17 protein-coding genes are annotated in these 21460 nt (G+C 68.6%); 7 read left to right on the top strand and 10 right to left on the bottom strand.

Annotated features, from left to right (window positions below):
- From SB816_RS29585 to phoB, 4 genes are all read right to left on the bottom strand, one after another.
- Positions 1-844: HAMP domain-containing protein (locus SB816_RS29585; protein ID WP_410547951.1), on the bottom strand; the 844-nt coding region annotated here is incomplete at its 3' end.
- Entirely contained in the window at positions 841-1527 is a 687-nt protein-coding gene (locus tag SB816_RS29580; RefSeq protein WP_064524889.1) for a heavy metal response regulator transcription factor, read from the bottom strand. The genes SB816_RS29585 and SB816_RS29580, both read right to left, overlap by 4 nt.
- A 73-nt stretch (positions 1528-1600) precedes the next feature.
- The gene (gene phoR / locus SB816_RS29575; protein WP_410547950.1) at positions 1601-2908 is read right to left on the bottom strand and encodes a phosphate regulon sensor histidine kinase PhoR; all 1308 of its coding nucleotides are present in this window, start codon (positions 2906-2908) and stop codon (positions 1601-1603) included.
- 12 nt (positions 2909-2920) lie between these two features.
- A complete protein-coding gene (gene phoB / locus SB816_RS29570; protein ID WP_054503330.1) occupies positions 2921-3619 on the bottom strand; it encodes a phosphate regulon transcriptional regulator PhoB in 699 nt (232 codons plus the stop codon).
- 161 nt (positions 3620-3780) lie between these two features.
- Here phoB and ubiE point away from each other — a divergent pair, with 161 nt between their 5' ends.
- From ubiE to SB816_RS29540, 6 genes are all read left to right on the top strand, one after another.
- Positions 3781-4557, top strand: a complete 777-nt coding sequence (gene ubiE / locus SB816_RS29565; RefSeq protein WP_049070942.1) for a bifunctional demethylmenaquinone methyltransferase/2-methoxy-6-polyprenyl-1,4-benzoquinol methylase UbiE — start codon at positions 3781-3783, stop codon at positions 4555-4557.
- Between the two features lie 179 nt (positions 4558-4736).
- A complete protein-coding gene (locus SB816_RS29560; RefSeq protein ID WP_410547949.1) occupies positions 4737-5762 on the top strand; it encodes a Tim44 domain-containing protein in 1026 nt (341 codons plus the stop codon).
- A 195-nt stretch (positions 5763-5957) separates the two neighbouring features.
- Entirely contained in the window at positions 5958-6596 is a 639-nt protein-coding gene (locus tag SB816_RS29555; RefSeq protein ID WP_054503331.1) for an SCP2 domain-containing protein, read from the top strand.
- 3 nt (positions 6597-6599) lie between these two features.
- A complete protein-coding gene (gene ubiB, locus SB816_RS29550) occupies positions 6600-8153 on the top strand; it encodes a ubiquinone biosynthesis regulatory protein kinase UbiB (RefSeq protein WP_054503332.1) in 1554 nt (517 codons plus the stop codon).
- 180 nt (positions 8154-8333) lie between these two features.
- Positions 8334-9212, top strand: coding sequence for a ferritin (locus SB816_RS29545; RefSeq protein WP_006386867.1), 879 nt, complete (start codon positions 8334-8336; stop codon positions 9210-9212).
- Between the two features lie 25 nt (positions 9213-9237).
- Complete coding sequence (locus tag SB816_RS29540; protein WP_054503333.1) at positions 9238-9726, top strand: adenylyltransferase/cytidyltransferase family protein; 489 nt, start codon at positions 9238-9240, stop codon at positions 9724-9726.
- Between the two features lie 16 nt (positions 9727-9742).
- On the opposite strand, the gene SB816_RS29535 is transcribed toward SB816_RS29540, so the two are convergent.
- The 6 genes from SB816_RS29535 to SB816_RS29510 form a co-directional block, all read right to left on the bottom strand.
- On the bottom strand, positions 9743-11074 hold the full coding sequence (locus SB816_RS29535; RefSeq protein WP_054503334.1) for a TolC family outer membrane protein: 1332 nt from the start codon (positions 11072-11074) through the stop codon (positions 9743-9745).
- Between the two features lie 101 nt (positions 11075-11175).
- A complete protein-coding gene (locus SB816_RS29530; protein ID WP_054483542.1) occupies positions 11176-11856 on the bottom strand; it encodes a protein-L-isoaspartate O-methyltransferase family protein in 681 nt (226 codons plus the stop codon).
- Between the two features lie 179 nt (positions 11857-12035).
- Positions 12036-12878, bottom strand: a complete 843-nt coding sequence (gene thiD, locus SB816_RS29525) for a bifunctional hydroxymethylpyrimidine kinase/phosphomethylpyrimidine kinase (protein WP_054419002.1) — start codon at positions 12876-12878, stop codon at positions 12036-12038.
- Entirely contained in the window at positions 12875-13684 is an 810-nt protein-coding gene (locus tag SB816_RS29520) for a thiazole synthase (protein WP_020925370.1), read from the bottom strand. Before SB816_RS29520 ends, thiD begins: the two co-directional genes overlap by 4 nt.
- Before the next feature lie 205 nt (positions 13685-13889).
- Entirely contained in the window at positions 13890-14822 is a 933-nt protein-coding gene (locus SB816_RS29515) for a cobalamin-binding protein (RefSeq protein ID WP_410547948.1), read from the bottom strand.
- 54 nt (positions 14823-14876) lie between these two features.
- On the bottom strand, positions 14877-16916 hold the full coding sequence (locus SB816_RS29510) for a TonB-dependent receptor (RefSeq protein ID WP_410547947.1): 2040 nt from the start codon (positions 16914-16916) through the stop codon (positions 14877-14879).
- A gap of 447 nt (positions 16917-17363) precedes the next feature.
- Between SB816_RS29510 and metH the strand changes: the two genes are divergently transcribed.
- Positions 17364-21137 (top strand): methionine synthase, encoded by a 3774-nt coding sequence (gene metH, locus SB816_RS29505; protein WP_343719956.1) that lies wholly within the window; start codon positions 17364-17366, stop codon positions 21135-21137.
- The last annotated feature ends 323 nt before the right edge of the window (positions 21138-21460 follow it).

Raw genomic sequence — 21460 nt, 5'->3', positions numbered from 1 at the left:
GCGTCTCCAGGTTGGATTCCAGCGCATCGCGCAGCTCGGCCGCGTCGCGGCCGCTGGACAGGGTTACCTGGGTGCCGTTGATCAGCGTGGCCAGCGGCGTGCGCAGCTCGTGCGCGACGTCGGCGTTGAAGCCTTCCATCTGCTGGTAGGCGGCCTGCAGGCGCTCCAGCGTGCGGTTGAACGACAGCACCAGCTCGTGCAGCTCGCGGTCGGTGTCGCGCAGCGGCAGGCGCACGGCCAGGTTGTCGGGCTGGATGCGGGCGGCCTGTTCCGACAGCCGCCGGGTGGGCGCCATGCTGCGGCGCACGGCCCAGGCCGCCAGGACCACCGTGGCGCCCACCCACAGCGCGCAGATCAACGCCAGCGCCGTGCCGTAGGCGTACAGGAATTGCGAGCTGGTGCGGGTGCTGACCGCCACCGTCAGGTGCGCGCCCGGCAGGATGCGGTCGTCGACCGCGACGCGCAGGCCGCGCATGCGGCTGCCGTCGGCCAGTTGCAGCAGCACCTGCCGGCCGGGCAGCGTCTGCAGCGTCTCGGGCGCATCGCCGCCGTAGACCGGATGGCCTTGCGCATCGACGATCCAGATGCCTAGCTGGCTCTGGCCGGTGCGCATGTCGTCGAACGTGGCGGCCAGGTCGTGCAGGCCGCGCGCGTTGTTCTGCATGTCGATCAGGTGGTTGATGAGCTCCAGCTTGCCGCTGACCTCGGTGATCTCCTGGCGTTCGACCTCGCGTTTGAGGGCCCAGAACAGGGTGGCGCCGGCCAGGCTGGAGACCAGCAGGGCGATGGCGCCCAGCAGCAGGGTCAGGCGCGCCTGCATCGAGCGCACGCGCGGCGCTTTCATTCGCGCGCCGGCTCCGGCCGTGATTCGAGCACGTAGCCCATGCCGCGCACGGTGTGCAGCAGCTTGGCCTCGAACGGGTCGTCCAGCTTGCTGCGCAGGCGCCGCACGGCCACGTCGATGACGTTGGTGTCGCTGTCGAAGTTCATGTCCCAGACCTGTTCGGCCAGCGTGGTGCGCGACAGCACCTGGCCCTGGCGCCGCAGCAGCAGGGCCAGCAGGTTGAATTCCTTGGCGGTCAGGTCCAGGCGCCGGCCGCCGCGCGCGGCCTTGCGGCGCGCCAGGTCCAGTTCCAGGTCGGCCAGGCGGAACACGGTGGGCTCCTGCGAACGGCCGCGCCGCAGCAGGGCCTGCACGCGCGCCAGCAGCTCGGAGAAGGCGAAAGGCTTGACCAGGTAGTCGTCGGCGCCGCCTTCGAGTCCGCGCACGCGGTCCTCGACGGCGTCGCGCGCGGTCAGCATCAGGATCGGCGTGTCCTTGTTGGCGCGCACCGCGGCCAGGATGCCGAAGCCGTCCACGCCGGGCAGCATCACGTCCAGCACGATCAGGTCGTGGGCGCCTTCCAGCGCCAGGTGCAGGCCGTTGACGCCGTCGCGCGCCAGGTCGACGACGTGGCTTTGCTCCGACAACCCTTTCTTGAGGTAATCGGCCAGCTTGGGTTCGTCTTCGATGACCAGGATGCGCATGGCGGGAAATTTACCATCCGCGCCGCGATTGCGGCGCGGATCCTGCCCGCTGCGCGCGTTGCGCGCGTAGCGTTCAGGCGGACGGATCGACGGCGATGCGGTCGGGCGGGAAGCGCAGCGCGAACACGCTGCCCTTGCCGGGTTCGCTGGTGATGAGCAGTTCGGCGTCGTGGCGCATGGCGATGTGCTTGGTGATCGCCAGCCCCAGCCCGGTGCCGCCGACGGCGCGCGAGCGGCCGCGGTCGACGCGGTAGAAGCGTTCGGTCAGGCGCGGGATATGGCGGGCGGGAATGCCGATGCCGGTGTCCTGCACGCTGTAGCGGCCGCTGCCATCGGCCTCGCGTTCCCAGCGCACGGTGATGGTGCCGCCGTCGGGCGTGTAGCGCACGGCGTTGGTCAACAGGTTCGACAGCGCCGAGGTCAGCTCGGTCTCGGCGCCCAGCACGTCGAGCGTTTCGTCGATGTGCCATTCGATGACATGGCGCCCGCCGGACAGGGCCTCGATCTGCTGGCGCGCCTTCTGCAGCAGCGCGCCCATGTTGACCGCGCGCGGGTCGCTGCCCGGCGACGATTCCAGCGTCGACAGCGTCAGCAGATCCTCGACGATGGCCTGCATGCGCTGGGCCTGCTCGTGCATCATGTCCAGGTACTGCGCGCGCTGCTCGGGCGGCAGGGCGTCGGCGGGCATGTCGCGCAGCGTTTCCAGGAAGCCGGCCAGCACCGTCAGCGGCGTGCGCAGTTCGTGCGAGACGTTGGCGACGAAGTCGCGGCGCGTGGTTTCCAGGCGCTCGATCTGGGTGACGTCGCGGGTGATGAGCAGGCGCTGGTTGCTGGCGTAGGCCGTCAGTTGCATCATCATCAGCCGTTCCTGGCCGTTCTGGCCCAGGCGCACCAGGATCGGGTCGGGCCACGAGGAACGGTGGGCGTACTCGACGAATTCCGGCGCGCGCAGCAGGTTCAGCAGGTTGTGGCCGCGGTCGGCCGGCAGGCGCAGGCCCAGGTGCTGGCGCGCCATGCGGTTGCACCAGTCGATCTGGAAGTCTTCATTGAGCGTGACCGCGCCGTCGGGCAGGGCCTGGGCGGCCGCCAGCATGCCCTGCATGGTGTCGCGTGTCTCGGCCAGCTCGCGGGCGCGGGCCCGGGTGTAGCGGTAGAGGGGGGCAAGGATATCGTCCCAGCGGCCGACCGAGGCGGGCGGCGAGGTGTCGGGATGCCTGGCCCAGTGGGACACCAGGTGCAGGCGCCAACTTCGCCACAGCAGCATGGTGGCCAGCGCGGCGCTGAACAGCACCCAACCGGCCGGATCTCCAATGAGCCATTGCGCCAATAGCGCGATCGCCGCCCACAGGGCGACCAGGATAAGGGTGCGCAGCCAGATCATCGTGCGGGAGTTTTACCGCGCCGGGACCTGTGCCGTAAACCGGTAGCCGCTGCCGCGCACCGTTTCCACATGGGCGTCGTGGCCGCTGGGCTCCAGCGCCTTGCGCAGCCGGCGGATATGCACGTCGACGGTGCGTTCCTCGACGAAGACATGATCGCCCCAGACCTGGTCCAGCAGTTGCGAGCGCGAGAACACGCGTTCCGGGTGGGTCATGAAGAAGTGCAGCAGGCGGAATTCGGTGGGGCCGATCTGCAGCGACAGGCTGTTGCCCGACAGGCGGTGCGTGACGGGGTCCAGCTTGAGGCCGCCGACGTCGATCACGTCGTCGGTCAGTTGCGGCGCGCGGCGGCGCAGCACGGCCTTGATGCGGGCCATCAGCTCCTTGGGCGAGAAGGGCTTGGTGATGTAGTCGTCGGCGCCGGCTTCGAGGCCGTCGACCTTGTCCTGCTCGGAACCCTTGGCGGTCAGCATGATGACCGGCACGGCGCGGGTGCGCTCGTCGTTGCGCAGCTTGCGCGCCATGGCCAGGCCGGAGGTGCCGGGCAGCATCCAGTCCAGCAGGATCAGGTCGGGCAGCTCGGCGCGGATCAGCGTCTGGGCCTGGTCGGCGTCGAAGGCGCGCAGCACTTTGTGGCCGGCGAAGGACAGGTTGACGGCGATCAGTTCCTGGATTGCGGGTTCGTCTTCGACGACGAGGATGGTGCTGGACATGGCGGATAGGGCACGCTTCGGAGCGCCGGCGCGGCGCGAACGTTGCGATAGTATGGCCGCAATATTTCAGGTATGTGACCGCACGGTGCCTTGCGCCGCCCGCGGGCGGCATCCGGCGGGCCCCGATAGGCTACCATTGGACGATATATCGGGAATTCACCATGCAAAACCCCTCCGAATCGCAACATTCCGCGGATTCCGCGTCCCAATCGACGCATTTCGGCTTCCAATCGGTGCCGGAAAGCGAAAAAGCCCGCAAAGTCGCCGAAGTCTTCCACTCGGTGGCGCAGCGCTACGACATCATGAACGATTTCATGTCGGCCGGCCTGCACCGCGTCTGGAAGGCCTTCACCATCGGCCGCGCCGCCATCCGCCCCGGCATGAAGGTGCTGGACATCGCCGGCGGCACCGGCGACCTGGCCAAGGCTTTCGCCAAGCGCGCCGGCCCCACCGGCGAGGTCTGGCTGACCGACATCAACGATTCTATGCTGCGGGTCGGCCGCGACCGCCTGGCCGACGCCGGCCTGCTGGTGCCCACGGCCGTCTGTGACGCCGAGCGCCTGCCGTTCCCGACGGGGTATTTCGACCGCGTCAGCGTGGCCTTCGGCCTGCGCAACATGACCCACAAGGACCGCGCGCTGGCCGAGATGACCCGCGTGCTCAAGCCGGGCGGCAAGCTGCTGGTGCTGGAATTCTCCCGCATCGCCAAGCCGCTGGCGCCGGCCTACGACTGGTACTCCTTCAACGTGCTGCCCTGGCTGGGCAAGACCGTGGCCAAGGACGAGGCCAGCTACCGCTACCTGGCGGAATCGATCCGCATGCACCCCGACCAGGAAACCTTGGCGGACATGCTGCGCACCGCCGGCCTGGAGCGGGTGCAGTACTTCAACCTGACGGCCGGCATCGCCGCCCTGCATGAGGGCGTGCGCCTGGGCTGACCTGCCCTGGGTCCGATACGGCTTTTCTTTGCCCCGGGGGAACTTGTGGGGCGACGGCTTGTCCGTTATTCTTACGTCATTCAGATTATTGTAAGAAAGTCGCGCTGAACGGCCGCACGATCCGTGCGGCTTTCCGCTGCTCGGGGCAGCGGGAAGCGCGGGTACGAGGGAGCAAATCCATGACCAAATTCTGTTTCTCGCGGTTTGTCGCCGCGGCGCTCATCGCCATCTCCGGCGCTGCGCTGGTGACGGCGTCGTTTGACGCCGAAGCCCGCCGCGCCGGCGGCGGCAGCAGCGTCGGCCGCCAATCCTCCAATGTGACCCAGCAGCGCCAGGCGACCACGCCGCCGACCGCCGCCAGCAACACCGCGGGCGCCACCGCGGCCCCGGCGGCCGCCGGCGCCGCCACGGCCGGCGCCGCGGGCGCCGCCACGGCCGGCGCCGCGGGCGCCGCCGCCAAGAGCGGCGCCTCGCGCTGGCTCGGCCCCATCGCCGGCATCGCCGCCGGCCTGGGCATCGCCGCGCTGCTCTCGAGCATGGGCCTGTCGGGCGCCTTCGCCGAGTTCCTGTCGTCCGCGCTGCTGATCGCCGTGGTCGTGTTCGCCGTGATGTTCATCATCCGCCGCCTGCGCGGCGCGGCGCCGCGTCCGGCCACGCAGGGCGCCTTCGGCGGCGCCAACAACGCGCCTGGCCAGCCGCAGCAGCAGCCCATGTGGCGTGAGGCGCTGAAGCCGGCCGCTCCGGCCGCGGCGCCGGTCGCAGCCGCCGCTGCCGCCCCGGCCGCCGTGCTGCCCAAGGCGGGTGACGACAACAACTGGTTCGTGCCCGGCGACTTCGATACGCCCAACTTCCTGAAGCAGGCCAAGGAACAGTTCGTGCGCATCCAGGCCGTGTGGGACAGCGGCAGCACCGACCGCCTGCGCGACTACCTGACCGACGACCTGATCACCGAGCTCAAGCCGCAACTGGCCGAGCGTGGCGCGGCCCCCAACAAGACCGAAGTGGTGCTGTTGAACGCCGAGCTGCTGGGCATCGAAACCGTGTCCGACGGTCACCTGGCCAGCGTGCGTTTCTCGGGCATGCTGCGCGAAACCCCGGGCGCCGAAGCCTTCCGCTTCGAGGAAGTCTGGAACCTGTTCAAGCCCGCCAACGGCGGCTGGCTGCTGGCCGGCATCCAGCAGATCCCGGTGGAATACGCCAGCTGATCCGGCTGGCGCCAATCTCCTGCTATCGCGGCGGCCTCGCGGCCGTCCGCCACAACCGGCCCCTCAGGGCCGGTTTTTCCATGCGCGGGCGCAAACCGCGTCCCGACTGTCCGGAACACACCCCCATCCAACCCGTTACACTCCCGATTTACCCATCAACTTCGTCAGCCCCGTTGCGCGGGGTCGCGGACCGTCATGTTGCCCTTTTCGTTTCTGCCCACTCCTGCACGGCTGGCCGTCGGCGCGCTCAACGCCCTGTTGAAGCGTGAGGACTGGGCGCGCGAACGCCTGGCCCGCCACGCCGGCAAGACCGTGCGCTTCGCGCTGGGCGGCTTCACGCTGGGCCTGACCATCGACAGCGAGGGGCTGGCGGCCCAGGCCGATGCCGCCGTGGTGCCCGATGTGACCCTGACGGTGGCGCCCGAGAAGCTGCCGCTGCCGCGCCTGGGCGCGGGCGGCGCGGCGCCCGATTTCGCCGAAGCCACGCATATTTCCGGCGACGCTGCCCTGGCCCAGGTGGTGGCGGACCTGTCCAAGCAGTTGCGCTGGGACCCGGAAGACAGCCTGGCCCGGCTGGTGGGCGACATTCCCGCGCTGCGCATCGCCGGCGGGCTGCGCGCGGCCGCCGGCGGCGCGCGCGAGGCCGGCCAGCGCATGGCCGAGAACGTGTCCGAGTACCTGGCCGAGGAAAGCGGCATGCTGCTGGGCCGCCCGGCGCTGGAGCAATGGCGCCTGGACCTGGCCGAGCTGAACGCCCGCGCCGACGCCCTGACGCGCTCGGCCGCCGCCCTGCAATCGCGACTGGCCACGGTCGCCGCCAAGCGAGGCGCCTGACCCATGTTTCCCTTGCTGCGCCTGCTTCGTATCATCCTGGTTTCGCTGCGCTACGGTCTGGACGAGCTGGTGCTGTCCAGCCTGAACCATCCGCTGGCCACCTGCCTGCTGCGTGTCATCCGCCTGGGGACCCGGCCACGCCAGCCGCGCGGCCTGCGGCTGCGCCTGGCGCTGGAATCGCTGGGCCCGATCTTCGTGAAGTTCGGCCAGGTGCTGTCCACCCGCCGCGACCTGATTCCCGCCGACATCGCCAACGAGCTGGCGCTGCTGCAGGATCGCGTGCCGCCGTTCCCGTCGGCCCAGGCCGCGGCCTGCATCGAGGCCGCGCTGGGCGCGCCGCCCGAAAAGCTGTTCGCGCAGTTCGAGGTGGACCCGGTGGCGTCGGCCTCCATCGCCCAGGTGCACTTCGCGGTGCTGCACGACGGCCGCGAGGTGGCGGTCAAGGTGCTGCGCCCCGGCATGCTCGGCATCATCGAGAAAGACCTGTCGCTGCTCAAGATCGTGGCCCGCATCATCGAGCGCCTGGGCGCCGATGGCCGCCGGCTCAAGCCGCGCGAGGTGGTGGCCGAGTTCGACAAGTACCTGCACGATGAGCTCGACCTGGTGCGCGAGGCCTCCAACTGCAGCCAGTTGCGCCGCAACTTCGGCCCGGAATCCGGCCGCGGCGACATGCTGATGGTGCCCGAGGTCATCTGGGAATACACCGCGTCCACGGTCTTCACCATGCAGCGCATGTACGGCGTGCCGGTGGGCCAGGTCGAGCGCATGCGCGCCGCCGGCATCGACATCCCGACCCTGGCGCGCACCGGCGTCGAGATCTTCTTCACCCAGGTGTTCACCGACGGCTTCTTCCACGCCGACATGCACCCGGGCAACATCTACGTGTCCGACCGGCCCGAGACGCTGGGCAGCTATATCGCCCTGGACTTCGGCATCGTCGGCTCGCTGTCGGAATTCGACAAGAACTACCTGGCGCAGAACTTCCTGGCCTTCTTCCACCGCGACTACCGCCGCGTGGCGCAATTGCACATCGAGTCCGGCTGGGTGCCGCCCGACACGCGCGAGGAAGAACTGGAGGGCGCGGTGCGCGCCGTCTGCGAACCCTATTTTGACCGGCCGTTGTCCGAGATTTCCCTGGGCCAGGTGCTGTTGCGCCTGTTCCAGACCTCGCGCCGGTTCAATGTGGAGATCCAGCCGCAGCTCGTGCTGCTGCAGAAGACGTTGCTGAACGTCGAAGGCCTGGGGCGGCAGCTCGACCCCAACCTGGATCTCTGGAAGACCGCCAAGCCCTATCTGGAACGCTGGATGCGCCAGCGTGTCGGAATCAAGGGCCTGCGGCAGAGCCTGGAAAAAGAAGCCGCGCAGTGGTCGCAGATGCTGCCGGCGCTTCCCAGGCTGGTCCACGACCACCTGAACCGCCCGAACCTCTCGCCGGCGCTGCTGGCCGAGATGGCGCAGTTGCGGCGGGCCCAGGAACAGAACAACCGGCTCGTCGCGGCGCTGGTTGGCGTGCTGGCCCTGGCGATCGGGGTGGCGTTGTGGGCATTGACCCGATAGGCGGCGCGATGGTGTAAGTGCGATCCCCCTGTCATGTTTCATTCATGAAACGGTCATCATAGCTTCGCGGGAGACGGCGAAAAATAGCGCTGGGCAGACTTGTGCAGCGTCACGCCGGCAAGTGCGTGCGCCATTCATCAATTTCTATAGCCCCACAGCGGGACAAAACAAGGGCAGAACATGCTTTATCCTGAACTCTTCAAGACCATGGAAGCGGTGCGCTGGAACATGGCGCACGATATTCCCTGGGGCGACTTCGATCGCAGCAAGCTCTCGGACGAGCAGGCGCACACGATCAAGATGAACGCCATCACCGAATGGGCCGCGTTGCCGGCCACCGAGATGTTCCTGCGCGACAATCGCGGCGACAGCGATTTCTGCGCGTTCATGTCGGTGTGGTTCTTCGAAGAACAGAAGCATTCCCTGGTGCTGATCGAATACCTGCGCCGCTTCCGTCCCGACCTGGTGCCCACCGAGGAAGAGCTGCACAACGTGCGCTTCGAATTCGACGTCGCGCCCGAGCTGGAAACGCTGATGCTGCATTTCTGCGGCGAAGTGCGCCTGAACCACTGGTATCGCCGCGCCGCCGAATGGCATACCGAGCCGGTCATCAAGGCCATCTACAAGACCGTGGCGCAGGACGAGGCCCGCCATGCCGGCGCCTACCTGCAGTACATGCGCCGCGCCCTGCACAACCGCGGCGAGGACACCAGCGTCCAGGCGCGCCTGGCGTTCTCCAAGATCGGCGTGCTGATGGCCTCGGCCGGCCGCACCCAGCAGGCGCTGCACCCGACCAACCTGCACGTCAACAAGGACCTGTTCCCCAACGACACGGTGCAGTCGCGCCTGCCCGAGCCGGGCTGGCTGGAGCATTGGCTGGACAGCCAGATCCGCTTCGACGGCATCTGGGAACAGAAGGTCGCCACCCGCATCCTGCACATCCTGTCCAAGCTGATGGACCGCAGCTTCGAGACGGTCAAGGACCTGAACCGCTATCGCAAGGAAATGACGGCGCTGGTGGTGCCCAAGGAAAAGGAAATCGTGCTGGCCGGCGCCTGACCGGGCGCCGTCGTACAATCGCGGCATGCCAGCCGCCCGTTTCGAATCCAAAGTCCTGTCCCGCGACGACTGCGTCGCGGCCGTTGCCGCCGGCCGCCTGCCGCGGCCGCTGGTGTTCACCAATGGCGTCTTCGACATCCTGCATCGGGGCCACGCCACCTACCTGGACCAGGCCGCCCAACTGGGCGCCACGCTGGTCGTGGCGGTCAACACCGATGAATCGGTGCGCCGCCTGGGCAAGGGCGCCGAGCGCCCGCTGAACCGCATGGAAGACCGCGCCGCGCTGCTGGCGGCGCTGGGTTTTGTCACGGTGGTCACCTCGTTCCACGAGGACACGCCCGAGGCCCTGATCGGCCAGCTCAAGCCGGACCTGATCGTCAAGGGCGGCGACTACGACATGGAAAAGCTGCCCGAGACCGCCCTGGTCAAGACCTGGGGCGGCCGCGCGGTGGCCATTCCGTTCGAGTTCGAGCGCTCCACCACGGCGCTGGTCAAGAAGATCCAGGGCGCCTGAGCCCGGCGCCACACGCTCAGCGCGGCTCGCGCAGCAACCGGTTGATGGCTTCCAGGTCGGACTCGGCCAGGATGCCGCTGGTGGCCTTCAGGCGCAGCCCCGACAGCACCGTGCTGTAGCGCGCCAGCGCCAGGTCGCGCTGGGTGGCGTAGAGCTGCTGCTGGGCGTTGAGCACGTCCAGGTTGATGCGCACGCCCACCTCGTAGCCGGTGCGGTTGGCCTCGACCGCGGCGCGGCTGGACTTCTCGCCGGCTTCCAGCGCCTGGATGCGCGCCAGGCCGCTGGTGACGCCGGTGTAGTACTGGCGCGCGGCCTGCACCGCCTGGCGCCGCGCGGCCTCGAAATCGTGGCGGGCTTTCTGTTCGAGCTGCACTTTTTCCGTGACCTGCGAGGACACCCCGCCGCCCGAATACAAGGGAATCGACAGCACCACGCCGATGGTGCTGTCGATCGGCTTGCCGGGGGTGGCATTGCGCATCACCGCGTCGCTGGCGCTGCCGCTGGTGGCGCGCAGGTTCAGGGTAGGGTAGTGGCCGCTCTTGGCGATCTGGATCTCGCGGCCGGCGATGCGCGTCAGCAACTGGGCGCGCAGCACCTCCAGGCTGGAGGATTCGGCCTGGTTGCTCCAGTCGGCCACGCGGGCCGGCTGCGGCGCGGGCAACTGCACACCCGGCGGCAGTTCGGCCAGCGCGCCGGGGGCCGCGCCGATGATCCTGGCCAGTTCGTCGCGGCGCACGTCCAGGTCGTTCTGCAGGCGCAGTTCCTGCGCCACCACCAGGTCGTAGCGCGCCTGCGCTTCGTAGGTGTCGGTGATGGTGGCGTTGCCCAGCTCGAAGTTGCGCTTGGCCGACTCCAACTGGCCGGCCACGGCGGCTTTCTCCGCCTCGGTCGCGGTTAGGGCGTCCTGGGCGTACAGCACGTTGAAATAAGCGTCGGCCACGCGCAGCAGCAGGTCCTGGTAGGCCTGCTGCAATTGCACCTCGACATCGGCGACGATGAGCTTGGACTGCTCGTAGTTCTGCCAGCGGCCCCAGTCGAACAGCGGCTGGCTCAGCGCCAGGTCCCAGACGCCCCGGCCGCCGCTGTAGGCCATGCTCAGGCCGCGGGTGCTGCGGGTTTCCTGGTAGGCGCCGCCGACCCCGGCCGAGACCTCGGGCAGCAGCAGGGCGCGCGCCTGCGGTTCCTTTTCCAGCCCGGCGCGGTAGTTGGCGCGGGCCGCCGCATAGATGGGGTCATTGCCCAGGGCGGATTGCCACACCTGCAGCAGATTCTGCGCGCACGCGACAGACGGGCCGACACTTGCGGCGGAGGTAAAAACCAGTAAAGCCGTAAGCAGTCGGACGCGCATGATCTGTCAGAGGGAGGGGTGCTGCTCCAGGGAATCCAGGGCGGGGGCCCGTGTGGCCGGGCGGGCCGGCGTGGCGGGGCCGCACGGCCCCGCCTGGGAACTCAGAACTTGAACTGCGACACCGTGGCGCCGCGCAGGGGCTTGATGACCGTTTCGAACAGATTGACGGTCTCGAAGCTGGCGGCGGTGGTGCGCGTGATGCGACAGGCCGTCATGATGGGGGCCTGGCCGACGACGACGACCAGGCGGCCGCCCACGCGCAACTGGTACTTGAGCGCGTCGGGCACGACCGGCACGGAACCCGTCACCAGGATCGCGTCGTATTCGGTGGAACCCCAGCCGTTGCGGCCGTCGCCGGTTTCGACCTTGACGTTGGTGACGTTGTTCATCTGCAGGTTCTGCTGCGCGAACGTGACCAGGCGGCTGTCGATCTCGACCGAGGTGACCTGCTGCGCCAGGTAGCCCAGCAGCGCGGCCTGGTAGCCGGAGCCGGTGCCGATTTCCAGCACGCAGTCGGACTTGCTCAGTTGCAGTTCCTGGGCCAGGCGAGCTTCGACCTTGGGGGCGAGCATGGTCTGGCGGGTATTGACCGCGTTGATTTCCAGCGGCAGTTCCAGGTCGGAAAACGCCAGGGCGCGCAGGGCCGGCGGAACGAACTGTTCGCGGCGCACATCGAACAGTGCTTGCAGCACGTTGGCGTCCAGGACGTCCCACGGGCGGATCTGCTGTTCCACCATGTTGAAGCGGGCTTGTTCTACGTCGGGCAGGGTCGAAGCGTTCATGACGGTCAGGAAAAAAGCGGAGGAATCAGCCGACCATTGTACCGATTCGTAGCGTCCTGTGACGCCGGGGAGCGGGCCGCCTGGTTACACGCCCGGAAACGGGCCGGCGGTCGCGGCGCTTTCGGACGCAATCACGGCCAGGCGGGCGGGGGAATCCGGCACGGAGTCCCCCGCCGGTCTCACCACCAGGCGTGGAAGTGGTGCACCGGGCCGTGGCCGGAGCCGACCGACAGGCGCTCGGCGTGGCGGATGGCCTCGGTCAGGTACGCCTTGGCGCGGCGCGCCGCCTCGGGCACGTCCTCGACCTGCGGCAGCAGGGCGGCCAGGGCGGCCGACAGGGTGCAGCCTGTGCCGTGGGTGTTGGCGGTCTCGATGCGGTGGCCGGGCAGCTCGATCATGCGGTCGCCGTCGTGCAGCAGGTCGATGGTGTCGTTGCCGGGCAGGTGGCCGCCCTTGACCATGACCCAGCGCTGGCCCGAATGCGCCAGCTTGTTGCGCAGGCGTTCGGCCACGCGCCGCATTTCCTTGACCGTTTCCACCGGGCGCTCTTCCAGCAGCACGCCGGCCTCGGGCAGGTTGGGGGTCAGCAGCGTGGCCTGCGGCAGCAGCGCTTCGCGCATGGCGCCGACGGCATCGCGTTCCAGCAGCAGGTCGCCGCTCTTGGCGACCATGACCGGGTCCAGCACCACGTGCGCCGGGGTCCACTTGGCCAGCTTTTCGGCCACCACCTGGATCACCGGCTGCTGGCCCAGCATGCCGATCTTGACCGCGTCGATGCGCACGTCGGCGAACAGGGTGTCGATCTGCTGGCCGACGAAGGCCGGCGGCACCGGCGAGATGCCGCTGACGCCCTGGGTGTTCTGCGCGGTGAGCGCGGCGATGACGGCGCAGCCATAGGCGCCCAGGGCGCTCATGGCCTTGACGTCGGCCAGGATGCCGGCGCCGCCGGACGGGTCGACGCCGGCGATGGTCAGCGCGTTGGGGATCGGGCGGCCAGTGGCGGCCGGCTGGCGGCTGCTCATTTGGCGGCGCCGGGGGCGGCGGTGATCAGGCCTTCGGTGGGCGAGCTGGGCGCGCCGCTGTAGAGCTTTTTCGGCATGCGGCCGGCCAGGAAGGCCTCGCGGCCGGACTCGACGCCCTTTTTCATGGCGCTGGCCATCAGCACCGGGTCGCGCGCGGCGGCGATGGCGGTGTTCATCAGCACGGCGTCGCAGCCCAGTTCCATGGCGATGGCGGCGTCCGAGGCGGTGCCCACGCCGGCGTCCACCACCACCGGCACGCGCGCCTGGTCGATGATCAGGCGCAGGTTCCAGGGGTTCAGGATGCCCATGCCGGAGCCGATCAGCGAGGCCAGCGGCATCACCGCCACGGCGCCCATGTCTTCGAGCATGCGGCACTGGATGGGATCGTCGGTGCAATAGACCATGACCTGGAAGCCCTCATCCACCAGCGTCTTGGTGGCCTTGAGCGTTTCCGGCATGTTGGGGAACAGCGTGTGCGGATCGCCCAGCACTTCCAGCTTGACCAGGGCGTGGCCGTCCAGCAGCTCGCGCGCCAGGCGCAGCGTGCGCACGGCGTCGTCGGCCGAATAGCAGCCGGCGGTGTTGGGCAGCAGCGTGAACCTGGACATCGGCACGTAGTCGAGCAGGTTGGGCTCGCCCGGGTTCTGGCCGATGTTGGTGCGGCGGATGGCGACCGTGACGATCTCGGTGCCGCTGGCATCCAGCGCCGCGCGGGTCTGTTCGAAATCCTTGTACTTGCCGGTGCCGACGAGCAGGCGCGACGAGTAGGCGCGGCCGGCGATGGTGAGAGTGTCTTGAGTGGTCATGGCGATGCTTCAAAGGGCGGGCGCGCGCAGCGGGACCCGCGGGGGCTGGCTGATCATCGGGCGGATCAATGGGTTGATCCCGGTTAGGCGAATCATAAAGCACGGCGCGGCGCGCCCGCGCGAAAGGCCACGTTGGCGTGTTCCAGAAATCGCGCTTGCCGCGCAGGCGTGGCCGGCGCGAGGCGCCTCGGGATGCGGATACGCCCTACGGATGGCGCAACCGGTCCAGGTCCGCGCACAACTGTTCGGCGGCATCGATCAGGCGCGGACCGGGGCGGTACAGCGCGTCGGCGTCGATGCCGTAGACGTGGCCCGCCAATGCCGCCGGCAGGCCCATGGCGCGCCAGGCGGCCAGGTTGCGGGCGGTGTCGGCGGGCGCGGAGACGCCGGCCAGCACCGCGTCGGGCCGCGCCGCCAGCACGCTTTCCAGGCCGACCTGCGGCGCCACCACGGGCGCCTGGGCGAAGACGTTGACGCCGCCGCACAGGCGCAGCGCGTCGCTGACGATGCTGGCGTGGTTGAGGGTGTAGATGGGATCCAGGCCCGCCTGCACGAAGACCCGCACCGGCGCGCGGCCGGCGTAGCGCGCGGTCAGCGCGTCCAGGCGCGCGCGCAGGGCCTGGGCGGCGGGGCCGGCCTGCGCCTCGGTGCCGAACAGCACGCCCAGGCGTTCGACCGCGTCGGGAATGGCCGCGAGCGTCTGCGGGTCGCTGTAGTAGACCGCCACGCCCAGCTTGTCCATCACGCGCGCCAGCGGCGCGGCGGCGGAAGGCTGCCAGGCGACAACCAGGTCCGGACGGGTGGCGGCCACGCGCTCGGGATCGGGCTGGGTGCCGTCGCCGATGACCGGCAGGGCGCGGGCCGCGGGCGGATAGTCGCTGCCGCGGATGGTGGCGACCAGGTAGGCGCCGGCGCCGGCCGCGTAGACCAGCTCGGTGGCGTGCGGCGCCAGGGTCACCGCGCGCCGCGCCGGGGCGGCCAGGATGACGTCGCGGCCGCGGTCGTCGCGCGCGTGGATCGCCGCCGGGGCTTCGGCCGAGGTCGCGGCTGCAGTGTTGGCCGAGGGGGCGGCCGCCGCCGGCCCCGGGGCGCACAGCAGCCCCAGGACGGCGAACGGAAGGGCGCGGACGAAGGTCATGCGAGGGATCGATACGGTCGGCGTGGAGGAACGCCGACTATATCGGATCGCCGCTTAGTAGCGCACCGTGAGGGAGGCGTAGAAGTTGCGGCCGGGCGCGGGGTACAGGTTGTAGTTGGCAACCGGTCCCAGCATCTGGAAGGAGGCGTCGCCGCCACGGATGCCGTAGGTGGCGTACTTGCGGTCCAGCAGGTTGTTGATGCCGAACGCGCCTTCGATGTTGCGGGTGAACTTGTAGGCCACCTTGGTATTGAAGAGCACGTAGGCATCCAGTTGCGTGTCGAACTGGTTGGCCTGGTCGTTGTCCATGCGCGACTTGCCGACGTACTGCGCCGTCACGTTCCACAGGAACGCGTCGGTGGGGCGCCAGGTCACGCCGGCGTTGGCCAGCCACTTGGGCGCCAGCGGCACGGTCTTGCCCGCCAGGTCGACGCCGCCGTAGGTGCCCGAGCGGAATTGCGCTTCCATCCAGGTCAGGTTTGCGTCCAGCGTCAGGCTGCTGGTCAGCTTGTGGTGGCCTTCCAGTTCGATGCCCTGGCGACGGGTCGGATCCAGGTTGGTGTTGGCGCCGGTGCCCGGGCCCCACATGCCGTCGGCCAGCGGGTTGTACTGGATCTCGTTGGTCAGGTCATAGCGGAACCACGACAGGCGCGCGCTGGTGCTGTCCGAGGCCCAGGTCACGCCCAGTTCCTTGTCGGTGGACGTCTGCGGCGCCAGCGGCGATTGCACCGACAGGGCTTCGTCGGCATTGGGCAGGCGGAAGCTGCGGCCGACCTTGCCGTACAGGCCGAAGCCGGCGGGCAGGTCCTGGCGCACGCCGAGCTGCCAGGCGGTCAGGTGGTGGCCCTTGTCGGATTCCTCGCCCGAGCCGGAAATCACTTCCAGCTTGTCGGAGGCGTACTGGCGGCGCGCGCCCAGGGTGACGTAGGTGCTGTCGGTGGCGCGGATCTGGCCTTCGGCGAACAGGCCGTACTGGTGCTGGCGCGACTGCCACTTGGAGGGGGCGAAGTCGTAGTAGGCGTTCTGGTCGGCGGAGGTCTTGGCTTCCTGCGCGTCGGCGCCGAACACCACGCTGTGGCCGCCGTTGATCGGCAGGCGGTAGCGCAGACTGGCCAGGTTCTCTTCCAGCTTCTGCTGGCGCAGCGTGTCGCCGAAACCGTCGTACGACAGGCCGTTGAGCTTCTTCTCACGGGTCGAGGCGTCGGCGTACAGCGTGCCCACGCCGAGCTGCTGCTCGACCTGCAGGCCGAAGGTGGTGGTGGTGGTCTTGACGAAGTCGACCTTGTTCTTGGCGCCGCGCGGGTCGCTTTCGAACTGGTTCTCGCCCGTGGTCGGGTTGATCAGGCGCGGGCCCGGCAGGTCCAGCTTCTGCGTGGTGGTGTTGCCATACAGGCGGATCGAGCCGTTGTCGTGGCGGAAAGTGATGCCGCCGCCGCCGCCCTCGCGGCGCTCGCCGCTGTGGTCGCGGTAGCCGTCGCTGTGCAGCGACTGCATGTAGGCGTCCACGCCCACCTTCTGGTTGTTCAGCGCCACGGCGGCGTCGTACTGGCGCAAGCCGTAGCTGCCGAAGGTGGCGGTGGCGCGGGCCGTGACCGGCTCCTTGGCGAAGTCCTTGCGGGTGATGATGTTGATGACGCCGCCGGTGGTGCCGCCGCCGTACTGAACCGAACCGCTGCCGCGCACGATTTCGACGCGTTCGACCTGGTCCAGCGGCACCACGCCCAGGCTGGGGGCGGACAGATCGTTGGTGTTCTGCTTGACGCCGTCGATCATGATCAGCGTGTTGCTGGCGCCGGTGATGCCGAAGCCGCGCAGGTCGACGATGGCGTTGTCGCTGGCGCTGGTGGTGTTGACCAGGTGGATGCCGGCCTGCGTCGACAGCAGGTCCTGCATGGTGCGGGCGCTGCTGGCGGCGATGTCTTCGGCGGTGATGACGGAGATCGATACCGGCAGGGTGCGGCCATCGCTGGGCACGCGCTGGGCGGTGACGGTGACGGTGTCGAGTTCGGGGGTGGCGGCTTGCTGGGCGGCCGAGAGGGCCGGGGCGGAACAGAGCAGGGCGCCAGCGTAGCGCCGGATGGAGCGGGATTTCATCTACAAGACCTCGATGCGACCCGCGACCCCGCAGGTCAATCACGATGGGGAGGAAACCCGGGCCACGCCGCGATCCCTGGGGAGCGGGCGCCGGACGGGCGTCCTGGCGATCGAACAGGCCGGTATCGGGCTGCCATGGGCGCATCGCGCGCATGGGGACCGTTGCGGGGGCAGCACAGGCTGGATGTCCGGGCCGGCCGGCCTTGTGGGCGGCGGGGCGGATGTCTTCCTGTTTCCCGTTTACCTTTCGCGCGCGGACCGGCAAGTGTTGCGTTCTTGCCTGTCCCTGTGCGCCGAAAGCACCGGTTCGGGGCCGAAACTGTATCACCGGAGGGCGAAACAGGGCCTGTTTTGTTACGATCAGGGGTTGATTTTTCGGCCTTTATCGTTTTTTAGCGACATTTGCGCGGCCGCTTTCGTTGCCCAACCCTCCTTTCGGACCTGAACGTGTCGTATCCCCGCCTGCCTTACCCGCCCGAGAGTTTCACCCGTGGCGGCGATTTCGCCCGCCTGCTGGGCCAGCGCATCCTGATCCTGGACGGCGCCATGGGCACGATGATCCAGCGCTACAAGCTGGGCGAGGCCGATTTCCGCGGCGAGCGCTTCGCCGGCCATGGCAAGGACCTGAAGGGCGATAACGAGCTGCTGTCGCTGGTGCGGCCGGACGTGATCTCGGAGATCCACCGCCAGTACCTGGAAGCCGGCGCCGACGTCATCGAGACCAATACCTTCGGCGCCACCTCGATCGCGCAGGGCGACTACGACCTGCCGGAACTGGCCTATGAATTGAACCTGGTGTCCGCGCAACTGGCGCGCCAGGCCTGTGACCAGTACAGCACGCCGGACAAGCCGCGCTTCGTGGCCGGCGCGCTCGGCCCGCAGCCCAAGACGGCGTCGATCTCGCCCGACGTGAACGACCCGGGCGCGCGCAACGTCACCTTCGACGAGCTGCGCGTGGCCTACGTGGAACAGCTCAACGGCCTGCTCGATGGCGGCATCGACATCGTCCTGATCGAGACCATCTTCGACACGCTCAACGCCAAGGCGGCGATCTTCGCCACCGAGGAAGTGTTCGAGCAGCGCGGCATCCGCCTGCCGGTGATGATCTCGGGCACCGTCACCGACGCCTCCGGCCGCATCCTGTCGGGCCAGACCGTCGAGGCCTTCTGGAACTCGGTGCGCCATGCGCGGCCGGTCACCATCGGCCTGAACTGCGCGCTGGGCGCGGCGCTGATGCGCCCGTACGTGGCCGAGCTGTCCAAGATCTGCGACACCTACGTCTGTGTCTACCCCAACGCCGGCCTGCCCAACCCGATGGCCGAGACCGGCTTCGACGAGACCCCGGCCGATACTTCCGCGCTGCTGGAGGAATTCGCCCGCGCCGGGCTGGTGAACATGTCCGGCGGCTGCTGCGGCACCACGCCCGACCACATCCGCGCGATTGCCGACAAGGTCGCGGCGCTGACGCCGCGGGTGGTGCCGGAGATCCCGGTCAAGACCCGCCTGTCGGGCCTGGAGCCGCTGAACATCGACGAGGACACGCTGTTCGTGAACGTGGGCGAACGCACCAACGTCACCGGCAGCAAGATGTTCGCGCGCCTGATCCGCGAAGAGAAATACGACGAGGCGCTGGCCGTGGCCCGCCAGCAGGTCGAGAACGGCGCGCAGATCATCGACATCAACATGGACGAGGCCATGCTGGATTCGGTGGCGTGCATGCACCGCTTCCTGAACCTGATCGCGTCCGAGCCGGACATCGCCCGCGTGCCGGTGATGATCGACAGCTCCAAGTGGGACGTCATCGAGACCGGCCTGAAGTGCGTGCAGGGCAAGCCGGTAGTCAACTCGATCTCCATGAAGGAAGGCCTGGAGCCGTTCCGCCACCATGCGCGCCTGTGCCGCCGCTACGGCGCGGCGGTGGTGGTGATGGCGTTCGACGAACTGGGCCAGGCCGACACGCTGGAGCGCCGCAAGGAAATCTGCGGCCGCGCCTACAAGATCCTGGTCGAGGAAGAGGGTTTCCCGCCGGAAGACATCATTTTCGATCCCAACGTGTTCGCGGTCGCCACCGGCATCGACGAGCACAACCATTACGCCGTCGACTTCATCGAGGGCACCCGCTGGATCCGCGAGAACCTGCCCCACGCCCGCATCTCGGGCGGGGTCTCGAACGTGAGCTTCTCGTTCCGCGGCAACGAGCCGATGCGCGAGGCCATCCACACCGTGTTCCTGTATTACGCGGTCAAGGAAGGCATGACGATGGGCATCGTCAACGCCGGCCAACTGGGCGTGTATGCGGACCTCGATCCCAAGCTGCGCGACCTGGTCGAGGACGTGGTGCTGGACCGCGCCGAGCCGGTCGGCAAGACCGACCCGGCCGACGAACGCACGCCGACCGAGCGCCTGGTGCAGTTCGCCGACACGGTGAAGGGCTCGGGCGCGAAGAAGGAAGAAGACCTGGCCTGGCGCAATGCGGAGGTCGAGGCGCGCCTGTCGCACGCGCTGGTGCACGGCATCACCGCCTTCATCGTCGAGGACACCGAAGAGGTGCGCCAGAAGATCGCCGCGCGCGGCGGCCGTCCGATCGAGGTGATCGAAGGCCCGCTGATGGACGGCATGAACGTGGTGGGCGACCTGTTCGGCGCCGGCAAGATGTTCCTGCCGCAGGTGGTGAAGTCGGCGCGCGTGATGAAGCAGGCCGTGGCCCACCTGATCCCCTTCATCGAAGAGGAAAAGCGCCAGATCGCGGCGGCCGGCGGCGACGTGCGCGCCAAGGGCAAGATCGTCATCGCCACCGTCAAGGGCGACGTGCACGACATCGGCAAGAACATCGTCTCGGTGGTCCTGCAGTGCAACAACTTCGAAGTGGTGAACATGGGCGTGATGGTGCCCTGCGCCCAGATCCTGGAGAAGGCCAAGGAAGAGAATGCCGACATCGTCGGCCTGTCCGGCCTGATCACGCCCAGCCTGGAAGAGATGGCCTACGTCGCCTCGGAAATGCAGCGCGACGAGTATTTCCGCAGCCGCAAGGTGCCGCTGATGATCGGCGGCGCCACCACCAGCCGCGTGCACACGGCCGTGAAGATCGCGCCCAACTACGAAGGCCCGGTGATCTACGTGCCGGACGCCAGCCGTTCGGTGGGCGTGGCCACCAGCCTGATGTCCGACCAGGCGGACGCCTACCTGGCGGAGCTGGCCGAGGAATACGAGGACGTGCGCCGCCGCCACGCCAACCGCAAGGCCGCGCCGATCCTGCCGCTGGCCGAGGCGCGCGCCTCGCGCCCGCGGATCGACTGGGACAGCTACACGCCGCCGCGCCCCAAGTTCATCGGCCGCCGCACCTTCAAGAGCTATGACCTGGCCGAGATCGCGAAGTACGTGGACTGGGGCCCGTTCTTCCAGACCTGGAGTCTGTTCGGGCCGTTCCCGGCGATCCTGGACGACAAGGTGGTGGGCGAGCAGGCGCGCAAGGTCTACGCCGACGGCCAGGCCATGATGAAACGCATCGTCGAGGGCCGCTGGCTGACCGCCAACGGCGTGGTCGGCTTCTATCCGGCCAACAGCGTCAACGACGAGGACATCGAGGTCTACAAGGACGAGAGCCGCAGCGAGGTGCTGTTCACCTACCGCAACCTGCGCCAGCAGGGCGCCAAGCGCGAGGGCGTCAGCAACAAGTCGCTGTCGGACTTCATCGCGCCCAAATCCAGCGGCAAGCTCGACTACATCGGCATGTTCGCGGTGACGGCCGGCATCGGCATCGAGAAGAAGGAAGCCGAGTTCGAGAAGGCGCTGGACGACTATTCCGGCATCATGCTCAAGTCGCTGGCCGACCGCCTGGCCGAAGCCTTCGCCGAATGCCTGCACGCCCGCGTGCGCCAGGACCTGTGGGGCTACGCGCCGGACGAGGCGCTGTCCAACGACGACATGATCGCCGAGAAGTACGTCGGCATCCGCCCGGCGCCGGGCTATCCGGCCTGCCCGGAGCACGTCGTCAAGACCGACATGTTCCGCGTGCTGGACGGCGCCGACATCGGCATGATGCTGACCGACAGCTACGCCATGTTCCCGGCCTCGAGCGTGTCGGGCTTCTACTTCAGCCATCCGCAGTCGCAGTATTTCAACGTCGGCATCATCGGCGAAGACCAGTTGCAGGACTACGCCGCGCGCAGCGGCCGCAGCATCGAGGATCTGAAGCGCACGCTGGCGCCGAACCTGGGCTGAGGCGGGTTCCGCCGCCGCGCCGGGCCCGCCCGGTATCCCTGCGCCACCCCAGCGCCGCCCCGGCTCGTCCGGCGCGGCGCTTTGTTTTACTCGGACGGTTTACCAAATGGATAGTGGTAAACCATGATGTGCCAAATTGGTAAACCACATAATATTTGGTCCAACCACTTTCAACGCCATGACACTACAACTGATCCCCAAGCCCGAGGAACCCGCCAGCAAGCCGGTGGCCGACCGTGCCTACCTGCGGCTGGCCGCGCAGATCCAGGCGCTGGTCGCGCAGGGCGAGTTCGCGGTGGGCAAGCGCCTGCCGGCCGAGCGGG

This window comes from Achromobacter sp. SIMBA_011 (genome assembly GCF_046535435.1).
Lineage (GTDB): Bacteria > Pseudomonadota > Gammaproteobacteria > Burkholderiales > Burkholderiaceae_B > Achromobacter > Achromobacter dolens.
Note: the sequence above shows the minus strand (reverse complement) of the source record. Positions and strands in the feature narration are given on the sequence as shown.

Coding starts and splice junctions, on each gene's coding strand:
- SB816_RS29580 (WP_064524889.1), bottom strand. CDS start 1,527: ATGCGCATCCTGGTCATCGAAGACGAACCCAAGCTGGCCGATTACCTC.
- phoR (WP_410547950.1), bottom strand. CDS start 2,908: ATGATCTGGCTGCGCACCCTTATCCTGGTCGCCCTGTGGGCGGCGATC.
- phoB (WP_054503330.1), bottom strand. CDS start 3,619: ATGTCCAGCACCATCCTCGTCGTCGAAGACGAACCCGCAATCCAGGAA.
- ubiE (WP_049070942.1), top strand. CDS start 3,781: ATGCAAAACCCCTCCGAATCGCAACATTCCGCGGATTCCGCGTCCCAA.
- SB816_RS29560 (WP_410547949.1), top strand. CDS start 4,737: ATGACCAAATTCTGTTTCTCGCGGTTTGTCGCCGCGGCGCTCATCGCC.
- SB816_RS29555 (WP_054503331.1), top strand. CDS start 5,958: ATGTTGCCCTTTTCGTTTCTGCCCACTCCTGCACGGCTGGCCGTCGGC.
- ubiB (WP_054503332.1), top strand. CDS start 6,600: ATGTTTCCCTTGCTGCGCCTGCTTCGTATCATCCTGGTTTCGCTGCGC.
- SB816_RS29545 (WP_006386867.1), top strand. CDS start 8,334: ATGCTTTATCCTGAACTCTTCAAGACCATGGAAGCGGTGCGCTGGAAC.
- SB816_RS29540 (WP_054503333.1), top strand. CDS start 9,238: ATGCCAGCCGCCCGTTTCGAATCCAAAGTCCTGTCCCGCGACGACTGC.
- SB816_RS29535 (WP_054503334.1), bottom strand. CDS start 11,074: ATGCGCGTCCGACTGCTTACGGCTTTACTGGTTTTTACCTCCGCCGCA.
- SB816_RS29530 (WP_054483542.1), bottom strand. CDS start 11,856: ATGAACGCTTCGACCCTGCCCGACGTAGAACAAGCCCGCTTCAACATG.
- thiD (WP_054419002.1), bottom strand. CDS start 12,878: ATGAGCAGCCGCCAGCCGGCCGCCACTGGCCGCCCGATCCCCAACGCG.
- SB816_RS29520 (WP_020925370.1), bottom strand. CDS start 13,684: ATGACCACTCAAGACACTCTCACCATCGCCGGCCGCGCCTACTCGTCG.
- SB816_RS29515 (WP_410547948.1), bottom strand. CDS start 14,822: ATGACCTTCGTCCGCGCCCTTCCGTTCGCCGTCCTGGGGCTGCTGTGC.
- SB816_RS29510 (WP_410547947.1), bottom strand. CDS start 16,916: ATGAAATCCCGCTCCATCCGGCGCTACGCTGGCGCCCTGCTCTGTTCC.